Source organism: Microterricola pindariensis, assembly GCF_002936985.1.
In the GTDB taxonomy this organism is placed as follows: Bacteria; Actinomycetota; Actinomycetes; order Actinomycetales; family Microbacteriaceae; genus Microterricola; species Microterricola pindariensis.
On sequence record NZ_MPZN01000028.1, the window covers coordinates 1 to 26,207 of the forward strand.

The window sequence follows — 26,207 nt, forward strand, 5'->3', positions numbered from 1 at the left end:
GACGGCCTCCTTGTCGCCGTGCACGACGTTGAAGACTCCGTCGGGCAGGCCGGCGTCCTTGAGCATCTGGGCCATGAAGTTGGCCGCGGACGGGTCCTTCTCCGAGGGCTTCAGCACGACCGTGTTCCCGGCCGCGATGGCCAGCGGGAAGAACCAGAGCGGCACCATCGCGGGGAAGTTGAACGGGCTGATGATGCCGACGACGCCGACCGGCTGCTTGAGCGAGTACACGTCGACGCCGGTGGAGACGTTCTCGGAGTAGTCGCCCTTCATCAGGGTCGGCATGCTGCAGGCGTACTCGACGACCTCGAGGCCGCGGGCGATCTCGCCTGCGGCATCCGAGAGCACCTTGCCGTGCTCGTTGGTGAGGATCGCGGCCAGCTCGGGGGTGCGCTTGTGCAGCAGCTCGCGGAAGTTGAACATGATGTTCTGCCGCTTGGCGATCGACATGTCGCGCCAGGCCGGGAGGGCGGCCTTGGCTGCCGCGACCACGGTGTCGACGTCGGCGGTGCTGGCCATCAGCACGTTCTTCTCTGCGACGCCGCGGGCCGGGTTGAAGACGGGTGCGGTGCGCGTGGAGGTTCCGGCTGCGGGTGCGCCATTGACCCAGTGCTGGACGGTGGGGATTTCGGACATTGCGGTGTGTTTCCTATTCTTTTCTGGTGAAAATCTGTGGTGCCGGGCTTTAGCCGAGCAGGTCGAGGGAGAGCACCTCGTCGTAGATGGCCATCGCCTCGGCGACCTCCTCCGGCGTGACGACGCACGGCGGCACGACGTGGATGCGGTTCTCGGCCAGGAAGGGCAGCAGGCCGCGCGCGACGAGCTCCTTCTTGATCCGGCCCATCACGGCGCCGCTGACCGGCTCGCGGGTGGCCCGGTCGGCCACCAGCTCGACGGCCCAGAAGACGCCCTCGCCGCGCACCTCGCCGATGATGTCGTGCTTCTCGGCCAGGGCGGTCAGGCCGGGGCCGATGTGCTCGCGACCGACGGATGCCGCGTTCTCGATGATGCCCTCCGAGGCCATCGTGTCGAGGGCGGCGACGATCGAGGCCATCGCCAGCGGGTGGCCGCTGTAGGTGAGGCCACCGGGGAACACCCGGTCGTTGAAGAAGTCGGCGATCGGGTCGCTGATGACCACGCCACCGACCGGAACGTAGCCGGAGTTGACGCCCTTGGCGAAGGTGATCAGGTCGGGGACGACGTCGTAGCCGTCGAAGGCGAACCAGCGGCCGGTGCGGCCGAAGCCGCACATGACCTCGTCGAGGATGAGCAGGATGCCGTGGCGGGTGGCGAGCTCGCGCACGCCGGCCAGGTAGCCGGGCGGCGGCAGCAGCACGCCGGCCGTGCCGGGGATGGTCTCCAGCAGGATCGCCGCGATCGACGACGGTCCCTCGCTCAGGATGACCCGCTCGAGGTGGCGGAGAGCACGCTCCGCCTCCTGCTCCGGCGTGCTCGACCAGAAGTCGCTGCGGTAGGCGTAGGGGCCGAAGAAGTGCACGTGGCCCGTGGCGTACTCGTTGGGGATGCGGCGCCAGTCCCCGGTGGCGACAACGGCCGAGCCGGTGTTGCCGTGGTACGAGCGGTAGGTGCTGAGCACCTTGTCGCGGCCGGTGAACTGGCGTGCCATGCGGATCGCGTTCTCGTTGGCATCCGCCCCACCGTTGGTGAAGAAGACCCTGTTGAAGCCCTCCGGTGCACGATCGGCGATGCGCTTTGCTGCCTCGCCGCGGGCCAGGTTGGCGGTCGCGGGGGCGATGGTGGCGAGCAGGCTGGCCTGCTCCTGGATGGCGGAGATGACCGCGGGGTGCTGGTGCCCGATGTTGACATTCACCAGCTGGCTCGAGAAGTCGAGGTAGCTGGTCCCTTCATGGTTCCAGACCCGCGACCCCCTGCCGCCTGCAATCACGAACGGCGCGAGCGCGGCCTGCGCCGACCACGAGTGGAAGACGTGGCGCTGATCGAGCTCGGCCGTGATGGCGTCGAGATCGGGGTTGGATGTTTCGAGCATGTGTTGCTGCCTTTCGGTGTTTCTGTGAGTGGTTCCGACAGGCCCAGCCGGCGGTGGCTGGGCCTGTCGAATCCGGTTTAGTTGCCGCCCTCGGCGAGGGTGACGGTGATGGGCTTGAAACTCTCGCCCGTCACATCGACTCCCTCAGCCTTGAGTTCGTCGAGTGCTTTGGTGATCCAGTCGTTGGACCATGCGGATGCCGGCGGCTCCTTCGTGATCGGGGAGGCCCCGGTCTCGTTGACGGCCGAGAGTGCACCCTTGACGGTGGCGTCCCAGGCGGCCTCGTCGATCACGCCGATGCCATCCGGTGCCGGCCAGATCAGCTTGTTGGTCTCGTTGACCATCCACAGCTCGTGGCTGGGGCCCCAGTTGGACCCTGCCGCGATGGTGATCGCCGAGGCCTCCTCCGGGTTCTCCGCCGCGTAGATCCAGCCCTTGACGACGGCCTTGAGGAACTTGACCGTGGTGTCCTGGTAGGCGGTGTCGCTCTCGAGCCGGGCGGTGTCGGCCCAGATCGCGTCCTGCAGCATGGCGCCGACCGTGTCCTGGTAGCTGATCACGTTGAAGTCGGCATCCGTGTACTGCTTGCCGGTCTCGGGGTTGACGGCCTCGAGCAGCTGCGCGTACTCGTTGTAGGTCATCGCCTGCGCGGCGTCGATGTCACCCTGCAGGAAGGCGTTCATGTTGAAGTCCTGCGTGATGATCTGCACGGTGGAGGAGTCCAGGCCGTCCGCTGCCATGGCCGCGAAGATCTCCCACTCGTTGCCGAAGCCCCAGGAGCCGATCTTCTTGCCCTCGAAGTCGGCGACCGAGTCGATGCCGGAATCCGCCCACGACACCTGCAGGGTGCCGGAGCGCTGGAAGATCTGCGCGATGTCGGTGATGTTGGCGCCGGCCTCGACCGAGCCGAGCGCCTTCGGCACCCAGGCGATCGCGTAGTCGACGTCGCCGTTGGCGAGGGCGTCCTGCGGCACGATGTCGCCGCCGGACGGGATGATCTCGACGTCCAGGCCCTCGTCGGCGAAGTAGCCCTGATCGGCGGCGGCGAAGTAGCCGGCGAACTGGCCCTGCGGCAGCCACTGCAGCTGGAGCTTGACCGCGGTGGTGGCGTCGCCGCCGCCAGCGCCATCGGTCGAGCCACCCGAACCTCCGGAGGTGTCGCCAGAACCGGAACAAGCGGAGAGTACGAGCGCTGCCGACAGTGTGAGCGCGCCCAGTGTCGCGAGGCGACGTGTGCTGTGTTTCATTTCAGTCCTTTCCCTGCTCTCAGTGGTGCCTGTGTTGCCATGCGTTGTGTTGAGTTGCCTTGTGTTGCCTGCCCCTGGCCCGTCGGGCCCGGGGACGTGTGTGGGCTACGAACCACCCCCGCGCCGGTTGGCGAGGCGTTCGAGCGCGAGCGTCGCGACGTAGAAAAGGAGGCCGAGCACGATGGATGCGACGACGTAGGCCCACGCCCTGGCGTAGGCGCTGGACGCGGCCGACGTCGAGATGAGGCCGCCCAGGCCGCCGCGCGGGCCGCCGAAGTACTCGGCGACGAGGGCCGAGATCACGGCCAGCGAGGAGGCGATGCGGATGCCGGTGAAGATGAACGGCTTCGCCGTCGGCAGCGTCACGGTGCGCAGCACCTGGCCGGGGCTGGCCGCGTACACCCGCATCAGGTCGCGGTGCACGGCGCGGGTCTGCCGGAACCCGCGCAGCGTGTTGATGAACACGGGCACGAAGGTGGCCAGCGCCGCGATGGCCTGCCGGCTGAACTGGCTGTCCGCGCCGAACATCGAGTTCAGCACCGGGGCCAGGGCCACGATCGGGATGACGGCGATCGAGGCGACGATCGGCGCGCTCATGCCGTCGACCAGCCGCGAGTTCGCGGCGAGCGCCGCCAGGCCGATGCCGAGGATCGAGCCGACGAGCAGTCCGATCAGGGCGTTCATGCCGGTGATGTACATGGCGGAGAGGATCGAGGGCAGGTACTCGACGAACTGGGTGGCGATGGATGCCGGGCTCGGCAGCAGGTACTCGCTGACGCCGACCACGGTCACCAGGAACTGCCAGCCGCCGAGCACGATCGCGCCGACCGCGACGGGCGCGATGATGCGCAGCCACGACTCGGTGCGCGCGCTCATCGCCTTCCGGCCGGGGGCCGTGCCCCGTCTCGATACCGCCGCCGTGCTCATCAGCGCGTCTCCGCCCCGCGCACGGGCGCGGAGGCCGCGACGGAGCCGGTGGCCAGGCCACCCGTGGCGATGCCGCCGCCCGGGTTGCCGCCGTGCAGCGCCTCGCGCACCGCGGTGATCATCTCGAAGTAGCGGGTGTCCTCGCGGAGGGACTCGGTGCGCTCGCCGTCCAGGCGCATCGGCACGATCTCCTGGATCCGGCCGGGGCGGGCCGACATGACGACCACCCGGTCGGAGAGGTACACCGCCTCGGGGATGGAGTGGGTGACGAACACGACGGCGGCCTGGGTCTCGGCGCAGATGCGCACCAGCTCCGTCTGCATCCGCTCCCTGGTCATCTCGTCGAGCGCGCCGAACGGCTCGTCCATGAGCAACAGGCTCGGGCTCTCCGCCAGCGAGCGGGCGATGGCGACGCGCTGCTGCATGCCGCCAGAGAGCTGGTCCGGGTAGCGGTCGGCGAACTCGGTGAGCCCGACCATGCTCAGCAGCTCGGCCACCCGGGCAGCGCGGGCGGCGCTGCCGACCCCGTGCAGCTCGAGCGGCAGGCCCACGTTGGCGGCGACCGTGCGCCAGGGCAGCAGGCCGGCCTGTTGGAAGGCGATGCCGTAGTCCTGGTCGAGGCGCGCCTGGCCCGCGCTCTTGCCGAAGACGGCGACGCTGCCCGCGGTGGGCTGGTCGAGGTCGGCGATGATGCGCATCAGGGTGGACTTGCCGCACCCGCTCGGCCCGATCAGCGATACGAACTCGCCGGCCTTGACCGTGAGGTTGATGCCCTGCAGCGCGTGCACCTGTCCGCTGCGGGTGTCGAAGGTCTTGTCGACGCCGGTGACGGTGACGGCGTCGGCGGTTGTCTGAGACGGTGCGCCGTGCTGAGCCTGGTTCATGCGTTGACCTCCACGCGTCGGTAGTTCTTGAGGAAGACGCCGAGCAGGGCGATCGAGCCCGCCACGACGAGGCCGAGCACGATGGCGCCGAAGATCGGCCCCCAGGCCTTGGCCGGGTCGCCGCTGGCCTGACCGGCGTACTGGATGAGGATGCGGCCGAGGCCGCCCTGCAGGCCCGTCGACACCTCGGCGACGACGGCGCCGATGACGGCGTTGGCCGCGCCGAGGCGCAGCGCCGGCAGCAGGTAGGGCACGGATGCCGGCACGCGCAGCTTGACGAGGGTGCGCCACCAGCCGATGCCGTAGCTGCGCATCAGCTCGGTGTGGATCACGTCCGGCGACTGCAGGCCGCGCAGCGCGCCGATCGCGATCGGGAAGAAGGCGAGGTAGCTGGCGATGAGGGCGACCGACATCCAGTCGGCCCACTCGAAGCCGCCGATCTGGATCTTGGAGCCCCAGCTGCGCACGATCGGCGCGAAGGCGATGAGCGGAACGGTCTGGCTGAGGATGATCCAGGGCAGCAGGCCCCACTCGGCCAGCCGCCAGCGCAGCATCACCAGGGCGAGCCCGACGCCGACGACGAGGCCGACCAGCCAGCCGACCGCGGCGATGCCGAGCGTGACGAGCGCGCCGGCGCCGACGGCGGCCCAGAGCGGCGCAGCCCCCTCGGCCCGGGTGACCGGCTCGAACAGCCGGGCGAGCATGTCCCAGATGTGCGGCATGGCGAGGTCGGTGGTGCGCGGCAGCACTCGGAGCCCGCCGATCACGACGCCGTCGGCGGGGGCGAGCAGCTTGTAGAGCTCCCAGACGATCACGATCGCGGCCAGGCCGAGCGCGCCGTACGCCCACACCTGCAGCTCCCGGGCGCCGCGCGGTGTCTGGCGCGCCTTGGTCTCGATACGCTCGTTCCTCGCTACTCGGCCGGCGGGGTTTCCGCGGCCGGCGGGGTTTCCGCGGCCGGCGGGGTTTTCGACCCCCGACCGTTGGTCGAGTAGGCCGCCCGCGGCCGTATCGAGACCCGGCGGCCCGGCCTCAGGCCCAGGCCGCAGGCCCTCCGTTTCTGCTCCAGTGGTCATGGTCATGCCTTGGCCGTGATGTGATCGCTGAGGGCCGGGATCACGGTCTCCCCGTAGACCCGCAGCGTCTCTTCCTTGTTGTCGTGCTGCAGGTAGCCGGCGAACTGGTCGACGCCGAGCGCCTTGAGCGCCTCGAGCTTCTCGATGTGCTCCTTGGCGGTGCCCAGCAGGCAGAAGCGGTCGACGATGTCGTCCGGCACGAAGCTGGCGTGCGTGTTGCCCGAGCGGCCGTGCTCGTTGTAGTCGTAGCCCTCGCGCGCCTTGATGTAGTCGGTGAGGGCTTCGGGGATCTCGCCGTGCGCGCCGTACTTGGCGACGATGTCGGCGACGTGGTTGCCGACCATGCCGCCGAACCAGCGGCACTGGTCGCGCATGTGCTCCCAGTCGTCGCCGATGTACATCGGGGCGGCGACGCAGAACTTGATCGACATCGGGTCGCGCCCGGCCGCCTCGGCCGCCGCCCGCACGGTCTTGATCATCCACGCGGCGATGTCGACATCCGCCAGCTGCAGGATGAAGCCGTCGCCGACCTCCCCCGTGAGCTTGAGCGCGAGCGGGCCGTATGCGGCCACCCAGACGTCGAGCTTGGATCCGACGCTCCACGGGAACTGCAGGGTGGCGCCGTTGTACTCGACCGAGCGGGAGTTGGCCAGCTCGCGGATGACGTGGATCGACTCGCGCAGGGTGGTCAGCGTGGTCGGCGCCCCGTTGGTGACGCGCACGGCGGAGTCGCCGCGGCCGATGCCGCAGATGGTGCGGTTGCCGTACATCTCATTGAGCGTGGCGTAGAGCGAGGCGGTGACCGTCCAGTCCCGGGTGGCCGGGTTGGTGACCATGGGGCCGACGATGACCTTGCGCGTCTCGGCCAGGATCTGGCTGTAGATGACGTAGGGTTCCTGCCAGAGCAGGTGCGAGTCGAAGGTCCACACATGGCTGAAGCCATGGTCCTCTGCCAGCTTGGCCAGCTGCACCGTGCGCGCCGAGGGTGGGTTGGTCTGCAGTACCGCTCCAAAATCCATCTGGTTCCCGTTCCTTACGAAATGTGCCGATTCACGTCTGTGTGAGGGGCGGATGCCGGAGCCTCCGGCATCCGCCCGTTGCCGCTGCTAGATGAGGTACTGGCTGAGCCCGCGCCTCACAAACTGGCCATCGCCCTTCTGGCCGACGTACTGCCGGTCGGTGACGACCACCTTGCCGCGGGAGAGCACGGTGTCGACGTGGCCGTCGATCTCGTAGCCCTCCCAGGCGGAGTGGTCCATGTTCATGTGGTGGCTGCGCCCGGTCGGGTTGCCGTCGGCGTCGACGGGGTAGCCGATCGAGGTGTGGCCGTTCGGGTCGTAGACGACGATGTCTGCGTCGGCACCCGGCTGGATGACGCCCTTCTTGCCGTACAGGCCGAACATGCGCGCCGGGGTGGTGCTCGTGATCTCCACCCAGCGCTCCAGCGTGATCTGCCCGTCGACGACGCCCTGGTAGAGCAGGTCCATGCGGTGCTCGACCGAGCCGATGCCGTTCGGGATCTTGGAGAAGTTGCCGAGCCCCAGGTCCTTCTGCCCCTTCATGCAGAACGGGCAGTGGTCGGTGGAGACCATCTGGATGTCGTTCGTGCGCAGGCTCTGCCACATGTGGTGCTGGTGGCCCTCCTCCTTGGAGCGCAGCGGCGTCGAGCACACCCACTTGGCGCCCTCGAAGGCGCCCCACTCGTCGCTCGAGGCGCCGAGCTGGTCCTCCAGCGAGAGGTAGAGGTACTGCGGGCAGGTCTCGCCGAACACGTTCTGGCCGTTGTCGCGGGCCGCGGCGAGCTGCTCGACGGCCTGCTTGGCCGAGACGTGCACCACGTACAGCGGCGCCCCAGTGAGGTTGGCGAGCATGATCGCCCGGTGCGTCGCCTCCTCCTCCATCTGCCAGGCGCGCGCCACCCCGTGGTAGTACGGGTCGGTCTTGCCCTGGGCGAGCAGCTGCTCGACGAGCACGTCGATGGCCGGGCCGTTCTCGGCGTGCATCATCGTCATCAGCCCGGTGTCGGCGGCGACCTGCATGGCGCGCAGGATCTGGGCGTCGTCGCTGTAGAACACGCCGGGGTAGGCCATGAACATCTTGTAGCTCGAGATGCCCTCGTCCGGGAGCCCGCGGAGCGCGAGCAGCGACTCCGGGTTCACGTCGCCCACGATCTGGTGGAACGCGTAGTCGATCGCGCACTGCCCGGCGGCCATCCCGTGCCAGGTGGCCAGGCCGTCCTGCACCTTCTGGCCGTGGGTCTGCACGGCGAAGTCGATGATCGTCGTCGTGCCGCCCCAGGCGGCTGCCCGGGTGCCCGTCTCGAAGTTGTCGGATGCCGCGGTGCCGCCGAACGGCAGCGACATGTGCGTGTGCGCATCGATGCCGCCCGGGATCACGTACTTGCCGGTGGCGTCGATGACCGTGTCGACGCCGGCCGTCAGGTCGGTGCCGAGCAGCACGCTGCCGCGCGCCAGCACCGCCACGATCTTCTCGCCGTCGACGAGCACGTCGGCATCCGCCCGGCCCGTGGAGGTGACCACGGTGCCGCCGGTGATGAGGGTCGTTGCCATGTCTGTTCCCCTTCTCCTGCTCCTCTTTCCTGTTCGGCGGCTACGGCTTCGGGATGGACGTGTAGGACTCGGGGCGGCGGTCGCGGAAGAACTGCCAGTCGTTGCGCACCTGGCGCACCAGGCTCATGTCGAGGTCGCGCACGAGCACCTCCTCGTCGGTGGACGAGCCGAGCTCGCCGACCCAGTTGCCGCGCGGGTCCAGCACCTGGCTGGAGCCGTAGAAGGTGACGGCGAGGTCGCCGTACTCGTTGTCCTCGCGGCCGACGCGGTTGGAGGCCGCGACGAACATGCCGTTGGCGGCGGCCGCGGCCGCCTGCTCGATCTCCCAGAGCCGGTTGGAGAGGCCGGGCTTGGTGGCGTTCGGGTTGAACACGATCTGCGCGCCGTTCAGGGCGAGCTCGCGCCACCCCTCCGGGAAGTGCCGGTCGTAGCAGATGTAGACGCCGATCGGGCCGACCGCGGTGTTGAAGACGGGGTAGCCCATGTTCCCGGGGCGGAAGTAGAACTTCTCCCAGAACTTGTCGAGGTGCGGGATGTGGTGCTTGCGGTACTGGCCGAGGATGGTGCCGTCGGAATCGACCACAACGGCGGTGTTGTAGTAGACGCCCGGCTGGTCTTCCTCGTAGATCGGCAGCACCATCACCATGCCGAGTTCCTTGGCGAGCGCGGCGAAGCGCTGCACGATCGGGCCGTCGGCCGGCTCGGCGTAGTCGTAGTACTTGGCGTCTTCCGTGATGCCGAAGTAGGGGCCGTAGAACAGCTCCTGGAAGCAAATCACCTGAGCGCCCTGCTCCTTGGCCGTGCGGGCGAACTGCTCGTGCTTGTCGAGCATGGACTCCTTGTCGCCGGTCCACGTGGTCTGGGTGAGTGCTGCTCGAACGATTTTGGGGGTGTCGCCGGTCATCTTGCCTCCACTTGCGCCTATTTCAAACTGGGTTTGAGCCGCGATGCGTAATACTTCGCGGGGTGCCGGCGTTGGCAATTCACGGGAGTCACCAACGCCGAGCGGTTGAGCCGAACCGAGCTTCTTTGCTCATTCTGTTATTGTTCGGCGTAAACATTTCTCTTTTGTTTCAGTGTGTGACACACGCGTTAATCATCATGTTGCCGAACCAGTCAGAAAGGCAAGGGTTTCTGTGAACGAGTTCTGGAACGAGATCGACGATCCCACCCCGCGCGGCATTGCCGCGGCCATCGCCAGACGGATCACGAGCGGGGAACTTCACCCCGGAGACCGGCTGCCGACGGTGCGCGCGCTCGGCACGCTGCTGGGCGTCAGCCCCGCGACGGTGAGCCACGCCTGGCAGGCGCTCAGCCAGGCCGGGCTGATCGAATCGCGCGGGCGGGCCGGCAGCTTCGTGCGGCAGCATCCGCAGACCTGGCTGCCGCCGCGCATGCTCGGCCTCGTCGCCGGCGGCGAGTTGCCCCAGGACGCCACCCACCTCGACCTCTCCCACGGCACCCCCGACCCGCTGCTGCTGCCCGCGCTCGGCCCGGCGCTGTCCCGCGTGTCGCTGCGCGCGGAGACCTCGAGCTACCACGAGCTGCCGGTGGTGCCGGAGCTCGGCCGGGTGCTCGACGAGAGCTGGCCGTACCGCGCCGAGTCGCTGACCGTGGTCGACGGGGCCCAGGACGCCGTCTCGCGCAGCCTCGAGTCGGTGGTGCGCTTCGGCGACCGGGTGGTGCTGGAGAGCCCCGGCTTCCCCGCCTTCTTCGACCTGGTCAGCGCCCTCGGCGCCTCCGTCGTTCCGGTCGCCATCGACGAGCACGGCATCCTGCCGAGCTCGCTCGCCGCGGCGCTGCGCCAGGGGCCGTCCGCGCTCGTGCTTCAGCCGCGGGCGCAGAACCCCACCGGCGCCTCGATGACCTCGGAGCGGGCGCAGGAGCTGGCCCGGGTAATCCGCTCGGCCCGCAACGGCTCCAAGCTCATCGTGGTCGAGGACGACCACTCCGGCCAGATCAGCACGGCCGCCCCGGTCAGCCTCGGCCGCTGGATCCCCGACCAGGTGTTGCACGTGCGCAGCTTCTCCAAGTCGCACGGCCCCGACCTGCGCATCGCCGCCCTCGGCGGGCCGGCCGCGCTGATCGACCGCATCGTCTCCCGGCGCATGCTCGGCCCGGGCTGGACCTCCCGCATGGTGCAGCGCATCCTCGCCGACCTGCTCACCGACGGCACCGCGCTCGACGAGGTGACGGAGGCGCGCCGGCAGTACTACTCGCGGCAGAAGGCGCTGAACGCCGAGCTGGCCCGGGTGGGCGTGCACGCGGTCTCCGGCGTCGGAGAGGCCTCGACCACTCTCCCCGACGGCATCAACCTCTGGCTGCCCGTCGCCGACGAGCGTGCAGCGCTGGTGCAGCTGGCGGCGGCCGGCATCCGCGTCGCGCCCGGCTCGCCCTTCCTGGCCGGCGGGGCCGTGCACACGGATGCCGCAATCGGCGGCGTCTCCTCGGTGCCCGGCGTCGGCCCCGGCTTCGTGCGCGTCACGGCCGGCATGGTGCGCAGCAACGCGGCCGAGGTGGCCGGGGCGCTGGCCGGCGCGGCGCTGCCCGGGCCGCGCGCCTTCTACACGCTGGAGGCGTAGCGGCGGGCGGCGCCCCGCCGGCTCGGGGGAGCGTGCGACCGAGGCGTGCCCGGCGCCGCCGTTTGGGAGGCCGACGGCGGATCGGGAGGCCGCTTCCGGCACGAAGTTGCGTCCCGATGTCGCGCTTGCCTCCGCATCCGGTGCCGCTTCCCTTTGGCTCGGGGGAGCGCCAGCGACCGAGGCCAACCCCTGGGTGCGAGATGCGCTGGATCCAGATTCCAGCGGAGTCTGGCGCCTGACGGCGCCGGGCGTCTAGGCTGAATGCGACCCCCTGTCGGGATGACGGGGCTGAACCGGCCTGGACTTGGGCCGCAGGTCGCCGACATCGCTCGGATTCCCTGCCATCACCCTGTCCGGAGGCCCCTCTTGTTCACGCTGAACCCCGCCCCGCGCACCGCACGCCGCCTCCTCGGCGCCGGCGTGGCCGCCGCATCCCTCGCCCTCCTCGCCGGCTGCGCCGCGCCGGCATCCGCCCCGAATTCAGCGCCGGCCGGCGGCGCGCCCAGCGCCTCGGCCACGCAGACGGTCTACCCGCTCACGATCGACAACTGCGGCACCGAGGTGACCTTCGAGGCGGCGCCCGAGCGCGTCATCACGATCAAGTCGACGTCGACCGAGGCGCTGCTGGCACTCGGCCTCGACGACCGGATCGTCGGCACCGCGTTCGGCGACGGCCCGGCCGCGGCCGCGTGGCAGGCGGCGGCCGAGGCGCTGCCGGTGCTCAGCGACAAGCTGCCCGGCCAGGAGGCGACGCTCGAGCTGGAGCCCGACCTCATCTACGCCGGCTGGGAGTCGAACCTGAGCGCGGAGGGTGCCGGCGACCGGCCGACCCTCGCCGCCCTCGGCGTGAACAGTCTCGTCTCCCCCGCCGCGTGCAAGGGCGAGGCGTACCGGCCGAACCCGCTCAGCTTCGACGCGGTGTTCGCCGACATCGAGCAGCTCGGCGAGATCTTCGACGTGCAGGATGCCGCCGCGACCCTTGTCGCCGGGCAGCGGGCCGAGCTGGCCGCGGTGCAGCCGGCCGGCGCCGGGCGCAGCGCGCTCTGGTACAGCTCCGGCAACGACGTGCCCTACGTCGGGGCCGGCATCGGCGCCCCGCAGATGATCCTCGACGCGCTCGAGCTCGAGAACGTGGCCGCCTCCGTGCAGGACAGCTGGGCGCCGCTCGGCTGGGAGGCGATCGTGGCCGCGGACCCCGACGTCATCGTGCTGGTGGACGCCGCCTGGAACACCGCGGAGAGCAAGATCGCGCTGCTCGAGTCGAACCCCGCGACCGCCGAGCTGAGCGCCGTGAAGGCAGGCCACTACCTCACCGTGCCGTTCCCCGCCGGCGAGGCCGGCGTGCGCAACGTCGAGGCCGTCGCCTCCCTGAACGCCCAGCTGGCGGCCCTCGATGGCTAGCCCCGCCCCCGCCGCACCGCCCGCCGAGACTGCTCGACTTGTCGTTCCGGGCGCTCCGAACGACAAGTCGCGCAGTCTCGGCGCGCGCGGGCGAAGGCCGCGGGGGCGCGGGCAGCGCGGGCGCAGCGGGGTCGTGGCTGCGGTGCTCGGGCTGGCGCTGGCGGCATCCGTGCTGCTGGCCATCGCGATCGGGCCGGCCGACCTCAGCCCGGCCGAGGTGCTCGCCAGCGTGCTGCACCACCTCGGTCTCGGCGGCCTGTTCGGGCTCGAGCCGCTCTCGCCACTCCGCGACGGCATCGTCTGGGAGCTGCGCCTGCCCCGGGTGCTCACGGCGGCGGCCGTCGGCGCGGGCCTGGCCCTCTGCGGCACGGTGATGCAGGCGCTCATGCGCAACCCGCTCGCCGACCCGTACCTGCTCGGCCTGAGCTCCGGCGCCTCGCTCGGCGCCGTCAGCGTGATCGTGCTGGGCGCCGCCATCGCGCTGCCCGTCGCGGCGTTCCTCGGGGCGCTGCTCGCCCTTGGCGCCACCCTCCTGCTCGCCGGCGGCGGCGGGCTCAGCCCGAGCCGCACCATCCTCGGCGGCCTCGCCGTCTCGGCGATCTTCGGCGCGCTGACCAGCCTGGTGATCTTCTGGAGCGCGACCGGCGACAGCTACCGGGAGATCCTGAACTGGCTGCTCGGCTCGCTGGCCGGCGCCCGCTGGCCGGCCGTCGTGATCGCCGGGACCGCCCTGCTCGTGATCGGCCTGCCGCTGCTGTTCAGCGGCACCGTGCTCGACGCCTTCGCCTTCGGCGACACCGCCGCCTCGGCGCTCGGCATCCCGGTCACCCGGGTGCGCTGGCTGCTGCTCGGCGCGACCGCCCTGCTCACCGGCGCCCTCGTCGCGGTGAGCGGTGCGATCGGATTCGTCGGCCTGGTGCTGCCGCACGCCGTGCGGCTGCTCGTCTCCCGCGGCGGGGCGGGCCCCGGCCACCAGGCACTGCTGCCGCTCTCCGCCCTGGCCGGCGCGATCTTCCTGGTCTGGATGGACACCGGCGCGCGCACCCTGTTCGACCCGCGCGAGCTGCCGGTCGGAATCCTGACCGCCATCGTCGGAGGCCCCGTCTTCGCCCTGATCATGCTCAGAAACCGGAGGGTCGGATGACCGTCACCGCCGCACGCCCCGCGCCCGCAGCCGATGCGGGTCTGGCCCCGGATGCCGCGCCTCCCGGCTTGGAGACATCGCGCCTGCACTTCACCCGCGCCGGCGCCCTCGTCATCGACGGGGTGGACTGCACGATCCCACACGGCCGCCTCGGCGCGATCATCGGGCCGAACGGCGCCGGCAAGAGCACCCTGCTGCACCTCATCGCCGGCGTGCTGAACGGCGACGGCGGCACCGTCAGCCACGGCGGCACCCGGCTGGACACCGCTACCCGGCGCGCCCGCGCCCGCGTCGTCGCCCTGGCCGAGCAGCACGCCGACAGCCAGCTGGAGCTCTCGGTGACGGATGCCGTGCTGCTCGGGCGCACTCCGCACCGCAGCCTGTTCGCCGGGCCGGGCGCCGACGATCACGCCATCGCGGCGCGCTGCCTCGCCGACACCGGCGCGGCCGAGCTCGCCGACCGGCTCTACCGCACCCTCTCCGGCGGCGAGCGGCAGCGGGTCAACCTCGCCCGCGCGCTGGCCCAGGAGCCGCGCCTGCTGCTGCTGGACGAGCCAACGAACCACCTCGACATCCGGGCGCAGCTCGACACCCTCGCCCTGGTCTCCCGGCTGACCGAGCGCGGCCTCACCGCCGTCGCCGCTCTGCACGACCTGAACCTGGCCGCCGCCTTCGCCGACCATGTGATCGTGCTCGCGGCCGGCCGGGTCGTGGCCGCCGGCGCCCCCGCGAGCGTGTTGACGAGTGAGCTGATCCGCGAGGTCTACGGCGTACACGCCGAGGTGTTGCGGCATCCGACGACGGGGCGGGCGCTGCTGGCGTTCTCGGCGCTCCCCGCGGACGATTCCGGGGCGGATGACGGGGCGGATGCCGCTGCGGGCACTGCGGCGACGGCCGCGCGGGTGAGCGCATGAGCGCCGCGCCCCGTAGCGCCGCGCCCCGCGTCACCGTGCTGGCCGGCGGGGTGGGCGGGTCCCGCTTCGTGCGCGGTCTGCTGCACCAGCTGCGCACCGAGTGGCCGGCCGCCGCCGGCGGCCCGGAGGAGAGCATGCCGGGCAGCGGCACCGCGGCATCCGTCACCGTCATCGCCAACACGGGCGACGACCTCTGGCTGGCCGGGCTGCGCGTCTGCCCCGACCTGGACTCGATCATGTATGCCCTCGGCGGCGCGAACGACGAGGAGCGCGGCTGGGGCCGGCGCGGTGAGAGCGAGCGGGTCAGCGCCGAGCTGACCGCCTACGGCGTCGGCTGGCCGTGGTTCACGCTCGGCGACCTCGACCTCGGCACCCACATCGCGCGCAGCTCCTGGCTGCGCGAGGGCCTGCCGCTCAGCGAGGCGACCGCCCGGCTGTGCGCCCGCTGGAACCCCGGCGTCGCCCTGCTGCCGGCCACCGACGACGAGGCGGAGACGCTCGTGACCGTCGCCGACGAGGCCGGCGGCACCCGGCAGCTGCACTTCGAGGAGTGGTGGGTGCGGCACCGCGCCGCCCTGCCCGCGCTCGCCTTCACCCAGCACAACGTCGAGCGGGCCCGCCCGGCCCCCGGCGTGCTCGAGGCGATCGCGGAGGCCGACGTGGTGCTGTTCGCGCCGTCGAACCCGGTCGTCTCCGTCGGCACGATCCTCGGCATCCCGGGCATCGCCGACGCGGTGCGGCAGACCGCGGCGCCCGTCGTCGGAATCTCGCCGATCATCGGCGGCGCCGTCGTGCGTGGCATGGCCGACGCCTGCCTGAGCGCGATCGGCGTGGAGACGAGCGCGGTCGCGGTCGGCGCGCACTACGGCGCGCGCGGCCTGCCCGGAGCTGGCCTGCCCGGAGCTGGCCTGCTCGATGGCTGGCTCGTCGACAGCGCGGATGCCGCGGTGGCGGCGTCCGCCGCGACCGGGCCGCTGGCCGGCATCCGCACCCTCGCCCGCCCGCTCTGGTTCCACACCGTCGAGGAGACGGCCGCGATCGCCGCGGACGCCCTGGCCCTGGCCGCCCGCCCGCGCCCCTAGCCCCACCCCACCGGTACCCGTCGAGACTGCGCGACTTGTAGTTTTAGCCGCTTCCAACTACAAGTCGAGCAGTCTCGATGAGGTGAGCGGGGCTGCGGGGTGGGGGCAGCAGGCTAGGAGAGGATGTCCTTGGTGAGGAAGCGGCCGCAGGCGAGCGCCCCGAAGACGAGGATGTAGCCAGCCTGCAGCAGCGCGTTGTCGGCGAAGGACGCCCACTGCACCGGGTCGCGGAGCAGGTCTGCGAAGCCCAGCCAGTGCTCGCTGAACAGCCACGGGTGCAGCCAGTCCAGCTGCGGCAGCGCCCCGATGATCTGCGCGACGACGGCGAGGATCGCGGTCGCCGCCATCGCCCCGACCGGCACGGTGGTCAGGGTCGAGAGGAACAGGCCGATCGCCGAGAGGCCGAGCAGCGAGACGCAGACGTAGGCCGCGATGCCGAGCAGGCGCAGCAGCCCCTCGCCGACGCTCACCGTGCTGCCGGAGAGCAGCGTGACCGGGCCGATCGGGAACAGCGCCCAGCCCACGAGCGTGCCGACGACGACGACCGTCAGGCTGGCGGCGAGGCAGAAGACGCCGGCGCTCAGGTACTTCACCGCGAGCAGCCGGAGCCGCCCGGCCGGCGCGATGAGCAGGTAGCGCAGGGTGCCGTGGCTGGCCTCCCCGGCAATCGTGTCGCCGGCGACGACGCCGATCGTCAGCGGCAGGAACAGCGGGATCGCCACGATGATCGCCGTCACCCCGACGAACAGCCCGTTGTTCGTGATCTGGTCGAGAAAGGCTGGCCCGCGGCCGCTCCCGGCGTCGCCGGCCAGCCGGATCGCGACGCCGATCAACACCGGGATGAGGGCCAGCGCGGCGAGCAGGGCGACGGTCCGGCGCCGCCGGAACAGCGTGAGCAGCTCCGAGCCGAACAGCGCAGCGGTGCTGCCCCGGCGCTCGGCGCGCACGCCGCCGTGTCCCGCTCCCCGGTTGCCACGAATCGGGGGTGTCGCGTCGCCCACACCCCCGAAAATCGGCAACTGGGGTTTGGGGTCAGCGCCTGGGGCGGATGCCGGTCGGCGCCCCGCATCGGGTTGCGGGTCGGGCGCAGGCTGCGGCTCACTGGACAACGTCGAAGCCCTCCCCCGTCAGCTCGACGAAGCGCTGCTCCAGGCTGGCGTGTGCGGCCTCGAAGCCGCGCACCCGCACCCCGGCGGCGACGAGCGCGGCGACGACGGCCTCCGGAGGCGTGGCGTCGAGCCGGGCCGTCACCAGGCGGGTCGCGTCGGCCGGGCCGCCGGCCCGCGCCGGTGTGCCGGCCGGCGCGTCCACGGTCAGGCCGAGCCGGGCGAGCACCGCGCGGGCGTCCGCGACATCCGGGGTCTGCAGCCGCACGCTGACCGCGCCCGTGCTGCGGAAGTCGTCGAGGGTGCCCTGCGTCACGAGCCGCCCGGCGCGCATCACGCCGACGTGCGTGCAGATCTGCTCGACCTCGGCCAGCAGGTGGCTGGAGACGAACACGGTCGTGCCGTCGCCGGCGAGCGAGCGGATCAGGTTGCGCACCTCCCGGGTGCCCTGCGGGTCGAGGCCGTTGGTCGGCTCGTCGAGCACGAGCAGGTCGCGCGGCACGAGCAGGGCGTTGGCCAGCCCGAGGCGCTGCTTCATGCCGAGGGAGTAGGCGTGCACCTTCTTGTCCGCCGCGTGCGAGAGGCCGACCCGGTCGAGGGCGTCGGCCACCCGGGCCGGGCGGCTGCGGCCGCCGGCGCTGCGGTCGGCCGCGTCGAAGCGGCGCAGGTTGGCCGCGCCGGAGAGGAAGGGCAGGAACGCCGGCCCCTCGACCAGCGCGCCGACCCGGGGCAGCACGCTGCCGACGCCGCGGGGCATGTCGGTGCCGAGCACGCGCGCGCTGCCGCTGCTGGCCGCGACCAGCCCGAGCAGCATCCGGATCGTCGTGGTCTTGCCCGAGCCGTTGGGGCCGAGGAAGCCGAACACGGAGCCGCTCGGCACGGCGAGGTCGATGCCGTCAACGGCCATCTGCGCGCGGAAGCGCTTGGACAGCCCCGCTGTCTCGATCGCGAAGCCCGTCACTCCCGGCGCCCGTCAGCGCCCGCTCGAGGCGGCCGGCGCGCTCGCGGCGGCCTGCAGCGTTGCGACGTCCACGGCGCCGGCGAACGCTCGCCCGTCGGAGGTGAACAGCACGGTCACGAGCGAGGTCGTGAGCACGCGGCCGCCGTCGACGGGTTGTGTGACGGTGTCGAGCGGGCCGGATGCCGGTGCGCCGAGCGCCCCGGCCGGCAGCTCCACCACGGTGGTCCAACCGGTGCCGTGCAGCACTGGCTTCGCGGCGGAGTCGACGGAGCCTGCGTCGCCGGAGCCGGCTTCGGCCTTAGCCTGCTGCAGCTCGGCGGCGGTCGGCACCGGGATCGGCTTCTCGGTCACGGCGGTGCCGGCCGGTGGGGTGAAGGCGAACACAGCCGGGTCCGGCGCCGCGAACGTCACGTCGGTGAAGGCGATGCTGAACGCCGGGGTGTCGGCGCCGCGCGCGGTGACGGAGGCTGCCAGGGCCGTTCCCGTCTGGCCGTCGATCGCCACCGAGATCTGGCCGACGAGGGTGCCGCTGTCGCGCGGGGTGAGCACCAGCTCGTAGGCGGCGCGGCCGGCGACGAGGGCATCGGTGCCGACGGTGACGGCGGTGGACTCATCCAGCCGGGCGAGGGCCTGGTCGAGCATGGCCTCCGGTGTCGGCATCTCCGCGCCGGCCCCGGCGTCCGCGTGGCCCGTCTGCAGCTCGGCCTTGAGCGCCTCGACGGCCGCCTGGTCGACGGTGATGTGGGTCGCGGCCTTCTCCGCGGAGTCGTAGATCCAGACGCCGTCGGCGTTGCGGTAGACGTTCCGCTCGGCGAGCGGGTCGAGCACCTGCAGCCGCGCGTTCGGCCCGTCGAGGTAGACGCGGGCGGTGTGCGAGCCGAGGGCGAGGGAGAGCAGCTGCTCTAGGTCGGCGGACGACGCGGCAGCGGGTGCCGACGAGCCGTCACCGCCCGCACCGCCCAAGGCGCCGGTCAGGCCGGAGAGGTCTGGCAGCCCGAGCTCGGAGCGCTGCTCGATGGTGCCGGAGAGCGGCTGTGCCGGGCTCTCCGCCGCGAACTGCACCAGCTCGGCCGGGGTCTTGTCCGGCAGGTCGACCGCCGCAGTGGCCTGCATCGGCACGAGGATGACGCCGACGCCGATCACAATCGGCGCGACGATCGCGGGGATCCAGCGACTGAACGTGCGGGATGCCGTGCTGTTCTGTGTGCGGGAGCTCTGATCGCGCATGGGCTCAGGCTACGCCTCGCCCCCGCGGATCGGGGCTGTTCCGTGGCGAACGCACAGGATCTGGCGCTTACGGCCGCCGGCGGAGCAGGCCACGGCGCTCGGCGACGCTGAGCGCCCGCTCGCGGTCGCGCACACCGAGCTTGGCGAAGATCGACGCGATCTGGCTCTTGACCGTGTTCGGCGAGACCGAGAGCGCCGCTGCCACCTCGGCCGTCGACCCGCCGCCCCGGAGCCCGTCGAGCACGACCAGCTCGCGTGCGGTCAGTTCGGCGATCTGCTCCGACTCCGGGAAGAGCGGGTTGAGCCCGGCGAGGCGCTCGGCGGCGACCGCCGGCAGTGTCGCGCCGCTCGCAGCCGCGAGCCGGGCGAGTGATTCGCGCGGAATGCCGAGGAAGACGCGCCACTGCCTCCGGTGCACCGCCAGCGCGTGGGCGTGCGTGAAGGCCTCGACCGCCGCCTCCTCCTCGCCCTGCCGCAGCAATGCCTCGGCGAGGATCAGGGATGCCTCGACGCCGTCGGTCGGTGCCGTGCGCCGCGAGTTCACCGCCGTCGAGGCGAGCCGCGCCGCCTGGGCCTCACGACCGCCGTAGAGGTGTGCCCGCGCGTTGCTGACGAGCAGTTCCGGCACGGCGTCCGGCTTCGCGGCGCAGACCCGGTGCGCCACCATCTCGAGCAGCTCGACTGCGCGGCCGGCGGCGCCGGTCGCGATGAGGCCGTCTGCGCGCGTGCGCGCCATCATCAACAGAGCCCCGTTCGAGCCGGTCCGGCCCAGCCGGGCCTGCGCGAGCTCGACCCTGTCGAACTCGGCCAGCATCACGGTCGGGTCGCCGAAGGTCAGCGCGGAGCGCGCGGCTTGCGCCGCCACGAACGGCCACATCTCGATCGGCGCGGAGCCGTCCCCCGTCGCGGCGAGCGCCAGCTCGGCAGCCGCGCGGTCGAGGCGCTCCGTGGCGACATATGCCGCTGCGACCTGCGCGGGCACGCGGGTGAGGGTGCCGTGCCACTGGCTCGGGTCGTGCGGGCCGGCCACATCCAGCCAGTCCAGCGCATCCTGCTCCGCACCGCTCAGCGCGTGGCAGAGGGCGAGGTGGGCGGCGGCGTTGACGACGACATGCTCGGCATCGATTCCGGCGCCCACGGCCCACTCGTAGGAATCGGTGGCCGCGGCCAACGACCCCGGCAGATCGTCGGCCAGGAGCAGGGTCACCGCATGTTGGAACCGGGCCCAGGCGTAGTTCGAGGCGCTCGGCAGCTCGCCCAGCGCGGCGCGCTGCTCCAGCTGTTCGGCGAGCAGTCGTGACGACTCCAGCGCCCCGGCGACGGCGCCGGTCACCCGCTGGTTCACGAGCACGGCCGACATCACGCCGATGAGGCCGTCCGCGGTGGTGGAGTCGCTCAACTGGGGCAGCAGCGGGGTGGCGGCCTGGGTCGACGCGCGCAGCCAGACGCCGCCCGCCGTGCTTCCGGCTGTGGCGCCCGGGGCGCTCCCCGCGGCATCCAGGCTCATCAAGACGAGCTGCGCCAGGCGCAGCTCCGGGTACTCCCGGATGGCCCCGTCCGGCAGATCCGAGTAGGCGGCGACGGCCACAGCGAAGTTGCGGTTGAGGAGGCCGAGGCCGTGCCTGGCCCAGAGCGATGCCAGGATGTCCCAGGCCTCCGCGGCCCTGGCGTGTTCCAGCGCGACCCAGATCTCGTCCCGCCCGCCGTGGCCGACCAGCCCGTCGGCGAAGACCCGGTTCCACTCCCGGAACTCGGCCGGGGAGTGCGTGCGCGCGTCATCCCGCAGCACCGCCCGGATGGCCGGCACCATCTGCCGCGCCCCCGAGGCGCCGGCCGCCCCCGACTGCACGAAGAAGCCCAGGGTGCTGAGCGTCCCGACGACGACGTCGCCCTCCAATCCCAGCAGGGCGATGTGGCGTTCCAGCAGCTGCGGCGCGAGCGCCATCCTGCGCGCGATCGAGAGCAGTTCGCCGTCGCCGAGCGCGCGCTCCACGGCGGCGCGCAGCCACTGGGCCACGGCGGGCGTGCCGACCGCGAGTGCGACGGCGGCCGCCGCGCCCTCGGCGCCTGCGCTCTCCAGCTCCGTACCGCCGGCCGTGGCCGCATCCGCCAGGCGGATCATCAAGCCGGGCCACCCGTCGGCGGTCTGCAGCAGCTGCGCGGCGAGGGCGCTCGGCGACGCGTCGGGGTCGTGCTGTGCGTCGGGGTCCTGGTGCACGGTGGTGGCGTTCTGGCGCACGGTCAGCTTCAGCTGCGCGGCCCCGACCTCGCGCACGCTGAGGCCAGCGGGCAGCGCCGGGGCATCGGCGGCGGCCGCGCAGGAGGTGCAGAGCACCGCGCGGAGCCCCGGCTCGACCTGCAGCTGCGCGTACAGCTGCCCGAGCTGCGGCGCGGTGAGCAGCTCGGCATCGTCGATCACGAGGGTGTGGACCCGGCCGGATGCCGTCGCTGCCGCCTCGGCGATCAGTGCGGCCAGCGGCATCCGCAGCTCACGCGCCGAGGCGATGGTGGTCTGCACGCCGCGCTCTTCGCACAGTGCGCGCCAGGCGTCGACCGACCGGGTCTTGCCCATTCCGGGCAGTGCGCGCACGATGACGAGCTGCTCCGGGCCCTCCAGCAGAGCGCTGCCGTCGGGCTGGGCCGCACCCCGGAGCAGCGGGTGGGCGTCAGGCGGAGCGGCCTGCCGCGAGATCGTGGCCGTTCGCGACAACAGGGCCCCCTCGGTCGTCGGCGGGTTCCCCGCCTCGGTCTTTCGCACAGGCTATCGCGCGATTGCGCCCGCCCGGCGTGGGGCCGGGCGGGCGCACGGTGGTGCTCAGAGGGCGCGGAGGCGGGGGGCCAGGTCGCGCTCGAACAGGGTCATGAAGCGCTCCTGGTCGTGGCCGGGGGCGTGGAAGACCAGGTGGTTGAAGCCGGCATCCGTGTACTTCTTGATCTCGGCGACGGTCGCATCAGGATCGGTGCCCACGATCCAGCGCTTGGCGATCTGCTCGATCGGCAGCGCGTCGGCGGCCTTCTCCATCTCGACCGGGTCGGTGATGCTGTGCTTCTGCTCGGCGCTCAGCGAGAGCGGCGACCAGAAGCGGCAGTTGTCGAGGGCGGTCTGCTCGTCCTCCTCGTAGCTGAGCTTGATCTCGATCATCTTGTCGATGGCGTCGTAGTCGCGGCCGGCCGCCTCTGCGCCCTCGCGGAGCGCCGGCAGCAGCTGCTCGGTGTAGAGCTCCATGCCCTTGCCCGAGGTGCAGATGAAGCCGTCGCCGGCACGGCCGACGTACTTGGCGACGACCGGGCCGCCCGCGGCGATGTAGACGGGCACGCCGCCCTCCGGGCGGTCGTAGATCGAGGCGTCGTGGGTCGAGTAGTACTCGCCCTCGAAGTTGACTCGGTCGCCGTCCCACAGCTCGCGCATCAGGCGGATCGACTCGCGCAGCCGGGCGAATCGCTCGCGGAACTCGGGCCAGTCCTGCTCGCCGGCGCCGCGGAATCCGGTGGCGATCTCGTTGAGGGCCTCGCCCGTGCCCACGCCGAGCATGACCCGCCCCGGATAGAGGCAGCCGAGCGTGGCGAACGCCTGGGCGATGACGGCCGGGTTGTAGCGGAACGTCGGCGTCATGACGCTGGTTCCGAGCTTGATCGTGGAGGTGCGCTCCCCCACGGCCGCCATCCAGGCCAGCGAGAAGGGGGCGTGCCCGCCCTCGTGCCGCCACGGCTGGAAGTGGTCGCTCGTCGCAACCGACTCGAAGCCGTGTTTCTCGGCCGAGACCGCGATCTCAACGAGTTCGCGGGGGGAGAACTGCTCTGCAGAGGCCTTGTATCCGAGGGTCAACGTCATGCCCTCGATGCTCTCATGGCGCAGCCGAATCGTGCGCTGCTCATTCGAGCGTGGCGCGATCGGCCCGCGACCGGCGCGCGACCGGCCCGCGATCGACAGAGACCCGGCGGGGCCGGCGCCGCCCGCTAGGCGTCCTCGGCGTCCGCCTCGGCGAACCCGTCCGCGTAGCCGTCGGTGTAGCCGCTCGCATAGCCGGCCTCCACCCCCTCCGCGCGGGCCTCGTCGCTGCCGAGGCGGAACATGTCGCGCTCCGGCGGCCGCACGATCGAGGCCGCGCCGGGCAGGTCCAGCTCGCCGACGAGGCGGCCGAGCCCGCGCACGAGCGCGACCGGGCAGCCGGTGGCCTTGCCCTTGACCAGGTCGGTGGCGGCGGCCAGCTCGTCGGCGACGCACGGCATGGTGACCAGCAGCGGCTTGCCCGCGGCATCCGTCTGCCCGCGCAGGTCGTCGAAGACGTGCACGCCGGCGGCGCCGATCGCCACGTCGGTCTGCCCCTCGCGCCAGGGCCGGCCGAGGGTGTCGCTGAGGATGACGCCCACCCGGGCGCCGGTCAGGGTGCGCAGCCCCACGGCGAGCGCCCGCGCCGAGGCGTCGGGGTCGACCGGCAGCAGCAGCACGGTGCCGTCGGCGGTGTTGCTCGCGTCGACCCCGGCGGCGGCGGCCACGATGCCCAGGCGGTTCTCGACGATGCGGGTCACCCCGCCCGGGTGCTCACGGCTGGCGACGAGACGCACCGTCTCGGCGGTGATGGCGGCCTCGCGGTCGGCGGCTGCCACGATGCGGCCCTCCGCCTTGGAGACGATCTTGGAGGTGACGACGAGGATGTCGCCGTCCTGCAACTCCCAGCTCGGCAGGGCGGCCCCGTCGACCCCGGATGCCGTGGCGGCGGCGACCAACTCGACGAGGTCGTCGCCGGGGCTCACCTCGGGGATGCCCTCGAGCGCCCATGCGCTGAATCGGTTCATCTGGCCCTACTTTCGCAGTTTCGGCAGCACGTCACGCCCGAACACCTCAATCCACTCGCGTTGGTTGCGGCCGACGTTGTGCAGGTGGATCCGGTCGAAGCCCAGGTCGAGGAAGCCCTGGATGTGCGCGCGGTGTTCCTCCGGGTCGCTCGAGATGAGCAGCCGGCCCTCGAAGTCCTCCGGCCGCACCATCTTGGCGATCTGGTCGAACTCGTACGGCGAGCGGATGTCGCTCTTGGCGAAGCGCATTCCGCCGTTCGGCCACTCGCGCAGCGCGTTCCGCACCGCCTCCTCGTGCGTGGGCGCCCAGGAGAGGTGCAGCTGCAGCACCTTCGGCATCGTGGCCGAGCTGCGCCCGGATTCCCGCGCGCCCTCGGCGAAGCGGGCCAGCAGGTGCTCGAGCTTGTCGCGCGGGGCGCCGGTCGTGACGAGGCCGTCGACCGTCTTGCCCGCGCGCTTGGCGGTGACCGGGCCGGCCGTCGCCACGTAGATCGGCGGGGCGACCGGCGGCATCGTCCAGAGCCGGCTCGACTCGAGGCGGAAGTGCGGGCCGGTGTGCTTGACGTCGCGCCCGGCCAGCGAGGCCGAGAACAGCTTCTTGATCACGTCGACCGCCTCGAACATGCGGTTGATGCGGTCGGCCGGCTCCGGCCAGTACTCGCCGACGGCGTGCTCGTTGAGAGCCTCGCCAGAGCCGATGCCGAGCCAGTGCCTGCCGGGGTTCAGCGCGGCGAGGGTGGCGGATGCCTGGGCGAGCGTTGCCGGGTGCATGCGGTAGCCGGGGGTGCTCACCCCGGTGCCGAGCGCCCCGCTGGTGCGCTCGCCCATCGCGGCGAGCACGCTCCAGACGAAGGAGGACTGGCCCTGCGCCGGCACCCACGGCTGGAAGTGGTCGCTGGCCATCACCCCGCGGAACCCGTGCGCCTCCGCGTGCGCGGCCAAGGCCACCGCCTCGGGGGGTGCGAAGCGTTCCAACATGGCGGCGTAGCCGATCTCTGCGCTGGTCACTCCCCGATTCTCGCACCCCGGGCCCTCGCGCCGGGCTCCCGTCGGGCACTCGTCGCCGGGCTGCGAGCATCCGCAGGGCCAAATAGGCTGGGGGCATGCGCATCGCCACCTGGAACGTCAACTCGATCCGCACCCGCGTCGGCCGCGTCGTCGACTGGATGGTGCGCGAGGACATCGACGTGCTCGCCATGCAAGAGATCAAGTGCAAGCCGGAGCAGTTCCCCGTCGACGCCTTCGAGGAGGCCGGCTACGAGCTCGCGATCCACGGCCTGAACCAGTGGAACGGCGTCGCGTTCGCCAGCCGGCATCCTCTCGAGGATGTCGCCACCAGCTTCCCCGGCATGCCCGGCTTCCAGAAGGGGCTCGAGGGCCCCGACCAGCCGCTGGAGGCGCGCGCCCTCGGCGTGACCGTCAACGAGCAGCGGCTGTGGAGCCTGTACGTGCCGAACGGCCGTGCCCTCGGCGACCCGCACTTCCACTACAAGCTCGACTGGTACGCGGCGCTCACCGAGCACACCCGCGCCGAGCTGGCCGCGAATCCCGAGCTGGCGCTCGCGCTGATGGGCGACTTCAACGTGGCCCCGCTCGAGGGTGACATGGGCGACCCGAGCTTCACCCCCGGCCTCTCCACGCACGTCTCCGAGCCCGAGCGGGCCGCGTTCGCCGCGCTCGAGGCGGCCGGCGTCAGCGACGTGGTGCGCCCGCTGGTGCCGGAGGGCTACACCTTCTGGGACTACAAGCAGCTCCGCTTCCCCCGCGACGAGGGCATGCGCATCGACTTCATCCTGGGCTCGCCGGCCTTCGCCGACACGGTGACGGATGCCAGCATCCACCGCGACGAGCGCAAGGGCGACGGCCCGAGCGACCACGTGCCCGTGGTGGTCGACGTCGAGCTCGACGGCGACGACGACGATCGGCCGATGTTCTACTAGCGCGCCACCCGGGTCTCGCCGCCCACCCCGCTGGTCACGTCTCAGCCGACGCTCATTCCCCGCTGGTCGAGTAGGCCCGCCAGGGCCGTATCGAGACCCGGCTTCCGGCGCGCGACTGTGCGTAGTACGGGGTCTCGATACGCTCGTTCCTCGCTACTCGACCAGCGGGGTTGGGGCGCGGCCCCTCCACGGGGCGGTGCGGGGTCTCGATACGCTCGTTCCTCGCTACTCGACCAGCGGGATGGGGCGGGCCCCTCCCGTTGGCTCGAGGGAGCGCCAGCGACCGAAGCCAACAACCAGACGACCACGCCGGGTCCCCGGCTTCGGCGGCTGCGCTGCCC

22 protein-coding genes are annotated in these 26,207 nt (G+C 71.9%); 6 read left to right on the forward strand and 16 right to left on the reverse strand.

The window, feature by feature from the left end; translation table 11 throughout:
• The 9 genes from GY24_RS09690 to GY24_RS09730 form a co-directional block, all read right to left on the reverse strand.
• On the reverse strand, positions 1–636 hold a 636-nt coding region (locus tag GY24_RS09690), incomplete at its 3' end, for an aldehyde dehydrogenase family protein (protein WP_133161157.1).
• Positions 637–685: 49 nt separating this feature from the next.
• Positions 686–2,008 (reverse strand): aspartate aminotransferase family protein, encoded by a 1,323-nt coding sequence (locus tag GY24_RS09695; protein WP_104475445.1) that lies wholly within the window; start codon positions 2,006–2,008, stop codon positions 686–688.
• Between the two features lie 77 nt (positions 2,009–2,085).
• A complete protein-coding gene (locus GY24_RS09700; RefSeq protein ID WP_104475446.1) occupies positions 2,086–3,255 on the reverse strand; it encodes an ABC transporter substrate-binding protein in 1,170 nt (389 codons plus the stop codon).
• 105 nt (positions 3,256–3,360) lie between these two features.
• A complete protein-coding gene (locus GY24_RS09705; RefSeq protein WP_233279298.1) occupies positions 3,361–4,131 on the reverse strand; it encodes an ABC transporter permease in 771 nt (256 codons plus the stop codon).
• Between the two features lie 50 nt (positions 4,132–4,181).
• Positions 4,182–5,066: an ABC transporter ATP-binding protein gene (locus GY24_RS09710; RefSeq protein ID WP_104475448.1), complete on the reverse strand. Its 885-nt coding sequence runs from the start codon at positions 5,064–5,066 to the stop codon at positions 4,182–4,184.
• A complete protein-coding gene (locus GY24_RS09715; protein ID WP_324778317.1) occupies positions 5,063–5,917 on the reverse strand; it encodes an ABC transporter permease in 855 nt (284 codons plus the stop codon). The genes GY24_RS09710 and GY24_RS09715 overlap by 4 nt, the downstream gene beginning before the upstream one ends.
• A 227-nt stretch (positions 5,918–6,144) precedes the next feature.
• Complete coding sequence (locus GY24_RS09720) at positions 6,145–7,161, reverse strand: TIGR03842 family LLM class F420-dependent oxidoreductase (protein WP_083362719.1); 1,017 nt, start codon at positions 7,159–7,161, stop codon at positions 6,145–6,147.
• 87 nt (positions 7,162–7,248) lie between these two features.
• On the reverse strand, positions 7,249–8,712 hold the full coding sequence (hydA, locus tag GY24_RS09725) for a dihydropyrimidinase (RefSeq protein WP_104475449.1): 1,464 nt from the start codon (positions 8,710–8,712) through the stop codon (positions 7,249–7,251).
• Positions 8,713–8,752: 40 nt separating this feature from the next.
• Positions 8,753–9,616 (reverse strand): nitrilase-related carbon-nitrogen hydrolase, encoded by an 864-nt coding sequence (locus GY24_RS09730; protein WP_083362717.1) that lies wholly within the window; start codon positions 9,614–9,616, stop codon positions 8,753–8,755.
• A 232-nt stretch (positions 9,617–9,848) separates the two neighbouring features.
• On the opposite strand from GY24_RS09730, the gene GY24_RS09735 reads away from it, so the two are divergent.
• The 5 genes from GY24_RS09735 (at position 9,849) to cofD (ending at position 15,835) form a co-directional block, all read left to right on the forward strand.
• The gene (locus GY24_RS09735; protein WP_104475450.1) at positions 9,849–11,294 is read left to right on the forward strand and encodes an aminotransferase-like domain-containing protein; all 1,446 of its coding nucleotides are present in this window, start codon (positions 9,849–9,851) and stop codon (positions 11,292–11,294) included.
• Between the two features lie 366 nt (positions 11,295–11,660).
• Positions 11,661–12,695, forward strand: a complete 1,035-nt coding sequence (locus GY24_RS09740) for a putative F420-0 ABC transporter substrate-binding protein (RefSeq protein WP_233279299.1) — start codon at positions 11,661–11,663, stop codon at positions 12,693–12,695.
• Positions 12,688–13,839: a putative F420-0 ABC transporter permease subunit gene (locus GY24_RS09745; protein WP_104475452.1), complete on the forward strand. Its 1,152-nt coding sequence runs from the start codon at positions 12,688–12,690 to the stop codon at positions 13,837–13,839. Before GY24_RS09740 ends, GY24_RS09745 begins: the two co-directional genes overlap by 8 nt.
• Positions 13,836–14,753 carry an ABC transporter ATP-binding protein gene (locus tag GY24_RS09750; RefSeq protein WP_104475453.1) on the forward strand — a complete coding sequence of 306 codons (918 nt, stop codon included), beginning with the start codon at positions 13,836–13,838 and terminating at the stop codon, positions 14,751–14,753. The genes GY24_RS09745 and GY24_RS09750 overlap by 4 nt, the downstream gene beginning before the upstream one ends.
• On the forward strand, positions 14,750–15,835 hold the full coding sequence (cofD, locus tag GY24_RS09755) for a 2-phospho-L-lactate transferase (protein WP_104475454.1): 1,086 nt from the start codon (positions 14,750–14,752) through the stop codon (positions 15,833–15,835). Before GY24_RS09750 ends, cofD begins: the two co-directional genes overlap by 4 nt.
• A 113-nt stretch (positions 15,836–15,948) precedes the next feature.
• Here the strand turns inward: cofD and GY24_RS09760 are convergent, their stop codons facing one another.
• From GY24_RS09760 to GY24_RS09790, 7 genes are all read right to left on the reverse strand, one after another.
• Complete coding sequence (locus GY24_RS09760) at positions 15,949–16,782, reverse strand: ABC transporter permease (protein WP_172829763.1); 834 nt, start codon at positions 16,780–16,782, stop codon at positions 15,949–15,951.
• A 151-nt stretch (positions 16,783–16,933) separates the two neighbouring features.
• Positions 16,934–17,848, reverse strand: a complete 915-nt coding sequence (locus GY24_RS09765; RefSeq protein ID WP_104475481.1) for an ABC transporter ATP-binding protein — start codon at positions 17,846–17,848, stop codon at positions 16,934–16,936.
• Between the two features lie 66 nt (positions 17,849–17,914).
• Entirely contained in the window at positions 17,915–19,129 is a 1,215-nt protein-coding gene (locus tag GY24_RS09770; RefSeq protein ID WP_104475456.1) for a LolA family protein, read from the reverse strand.
• A gap of 67 nt (positions 19,130–19,196) precedes the next feature.
• The gene (locus GY24_RS09775; RefSeq protein WP_104475457.1) at positions 19,197–21,839 is read right to left on the reverse strand and encodes a helix-turn-helix transcriptional regulator; all 2,643 of its coding nucleotides are present in this window, start codon (positions 21,837–21,839) and stop codon (positions 19,197–19,199) included.
• Positions 21,840–21,944: 105 nt separating this feature from the next.
• On the reverse strand, positions 21,945–22,961 hold the full coding sequence (gene fgd, locus GY24_RS09780) for a glucose-6-phosphate dehydrogenase (coenzyme-F420) (RefSeq protein WP_104475458.1): 1,017 nt from the start codon (positions 22,959–22,961) through the stop codon (positions 21,945–21,947).
• A gap of 125 nt (positions 22,962–23,086) precedes the next feature.
• Entirely contained in the window at positions 23,087–23,926 is an 840-nt protein-coding gene (gene cofE, locus GY24_RS09785; protein WP_104475459.1) for a coenzyme F420-0:L-glutamate ligase, read from the reverse strand.
• Between the two features lie 6 nt (positions 23,927–23,932).
• Complete coding sequence (locus GY24_RS09790) at positions 23,933–24,934, reverse strand: TIGR03557 family F420-dependent LLM class oxidoreductase (RefSeq protein WP_104475460.1); 1,002 nt, start codon at positions 24,932–24,934, stop codon at positions 23,933–23,935.
• Between the two features lie 95 nt (positions 24,935–25,029).
• On the opposite strand from GY24_RS09790, the gene GY24_RS09795 reads away from it, so the two are divergent.
• On the forward strand, positions 25,030–25,866 hold the full coding sequence (locus GY24_RS09795) for an exodeoxyribonuclease III (RefSeq protein WP_104475461.1): 837 nt from the start codon (positions 25,030–25,032) through the stop codon (positions 25,864–25,866).
• Positions 25,867–26,207 lie beyond the last annotated feature (341 nt).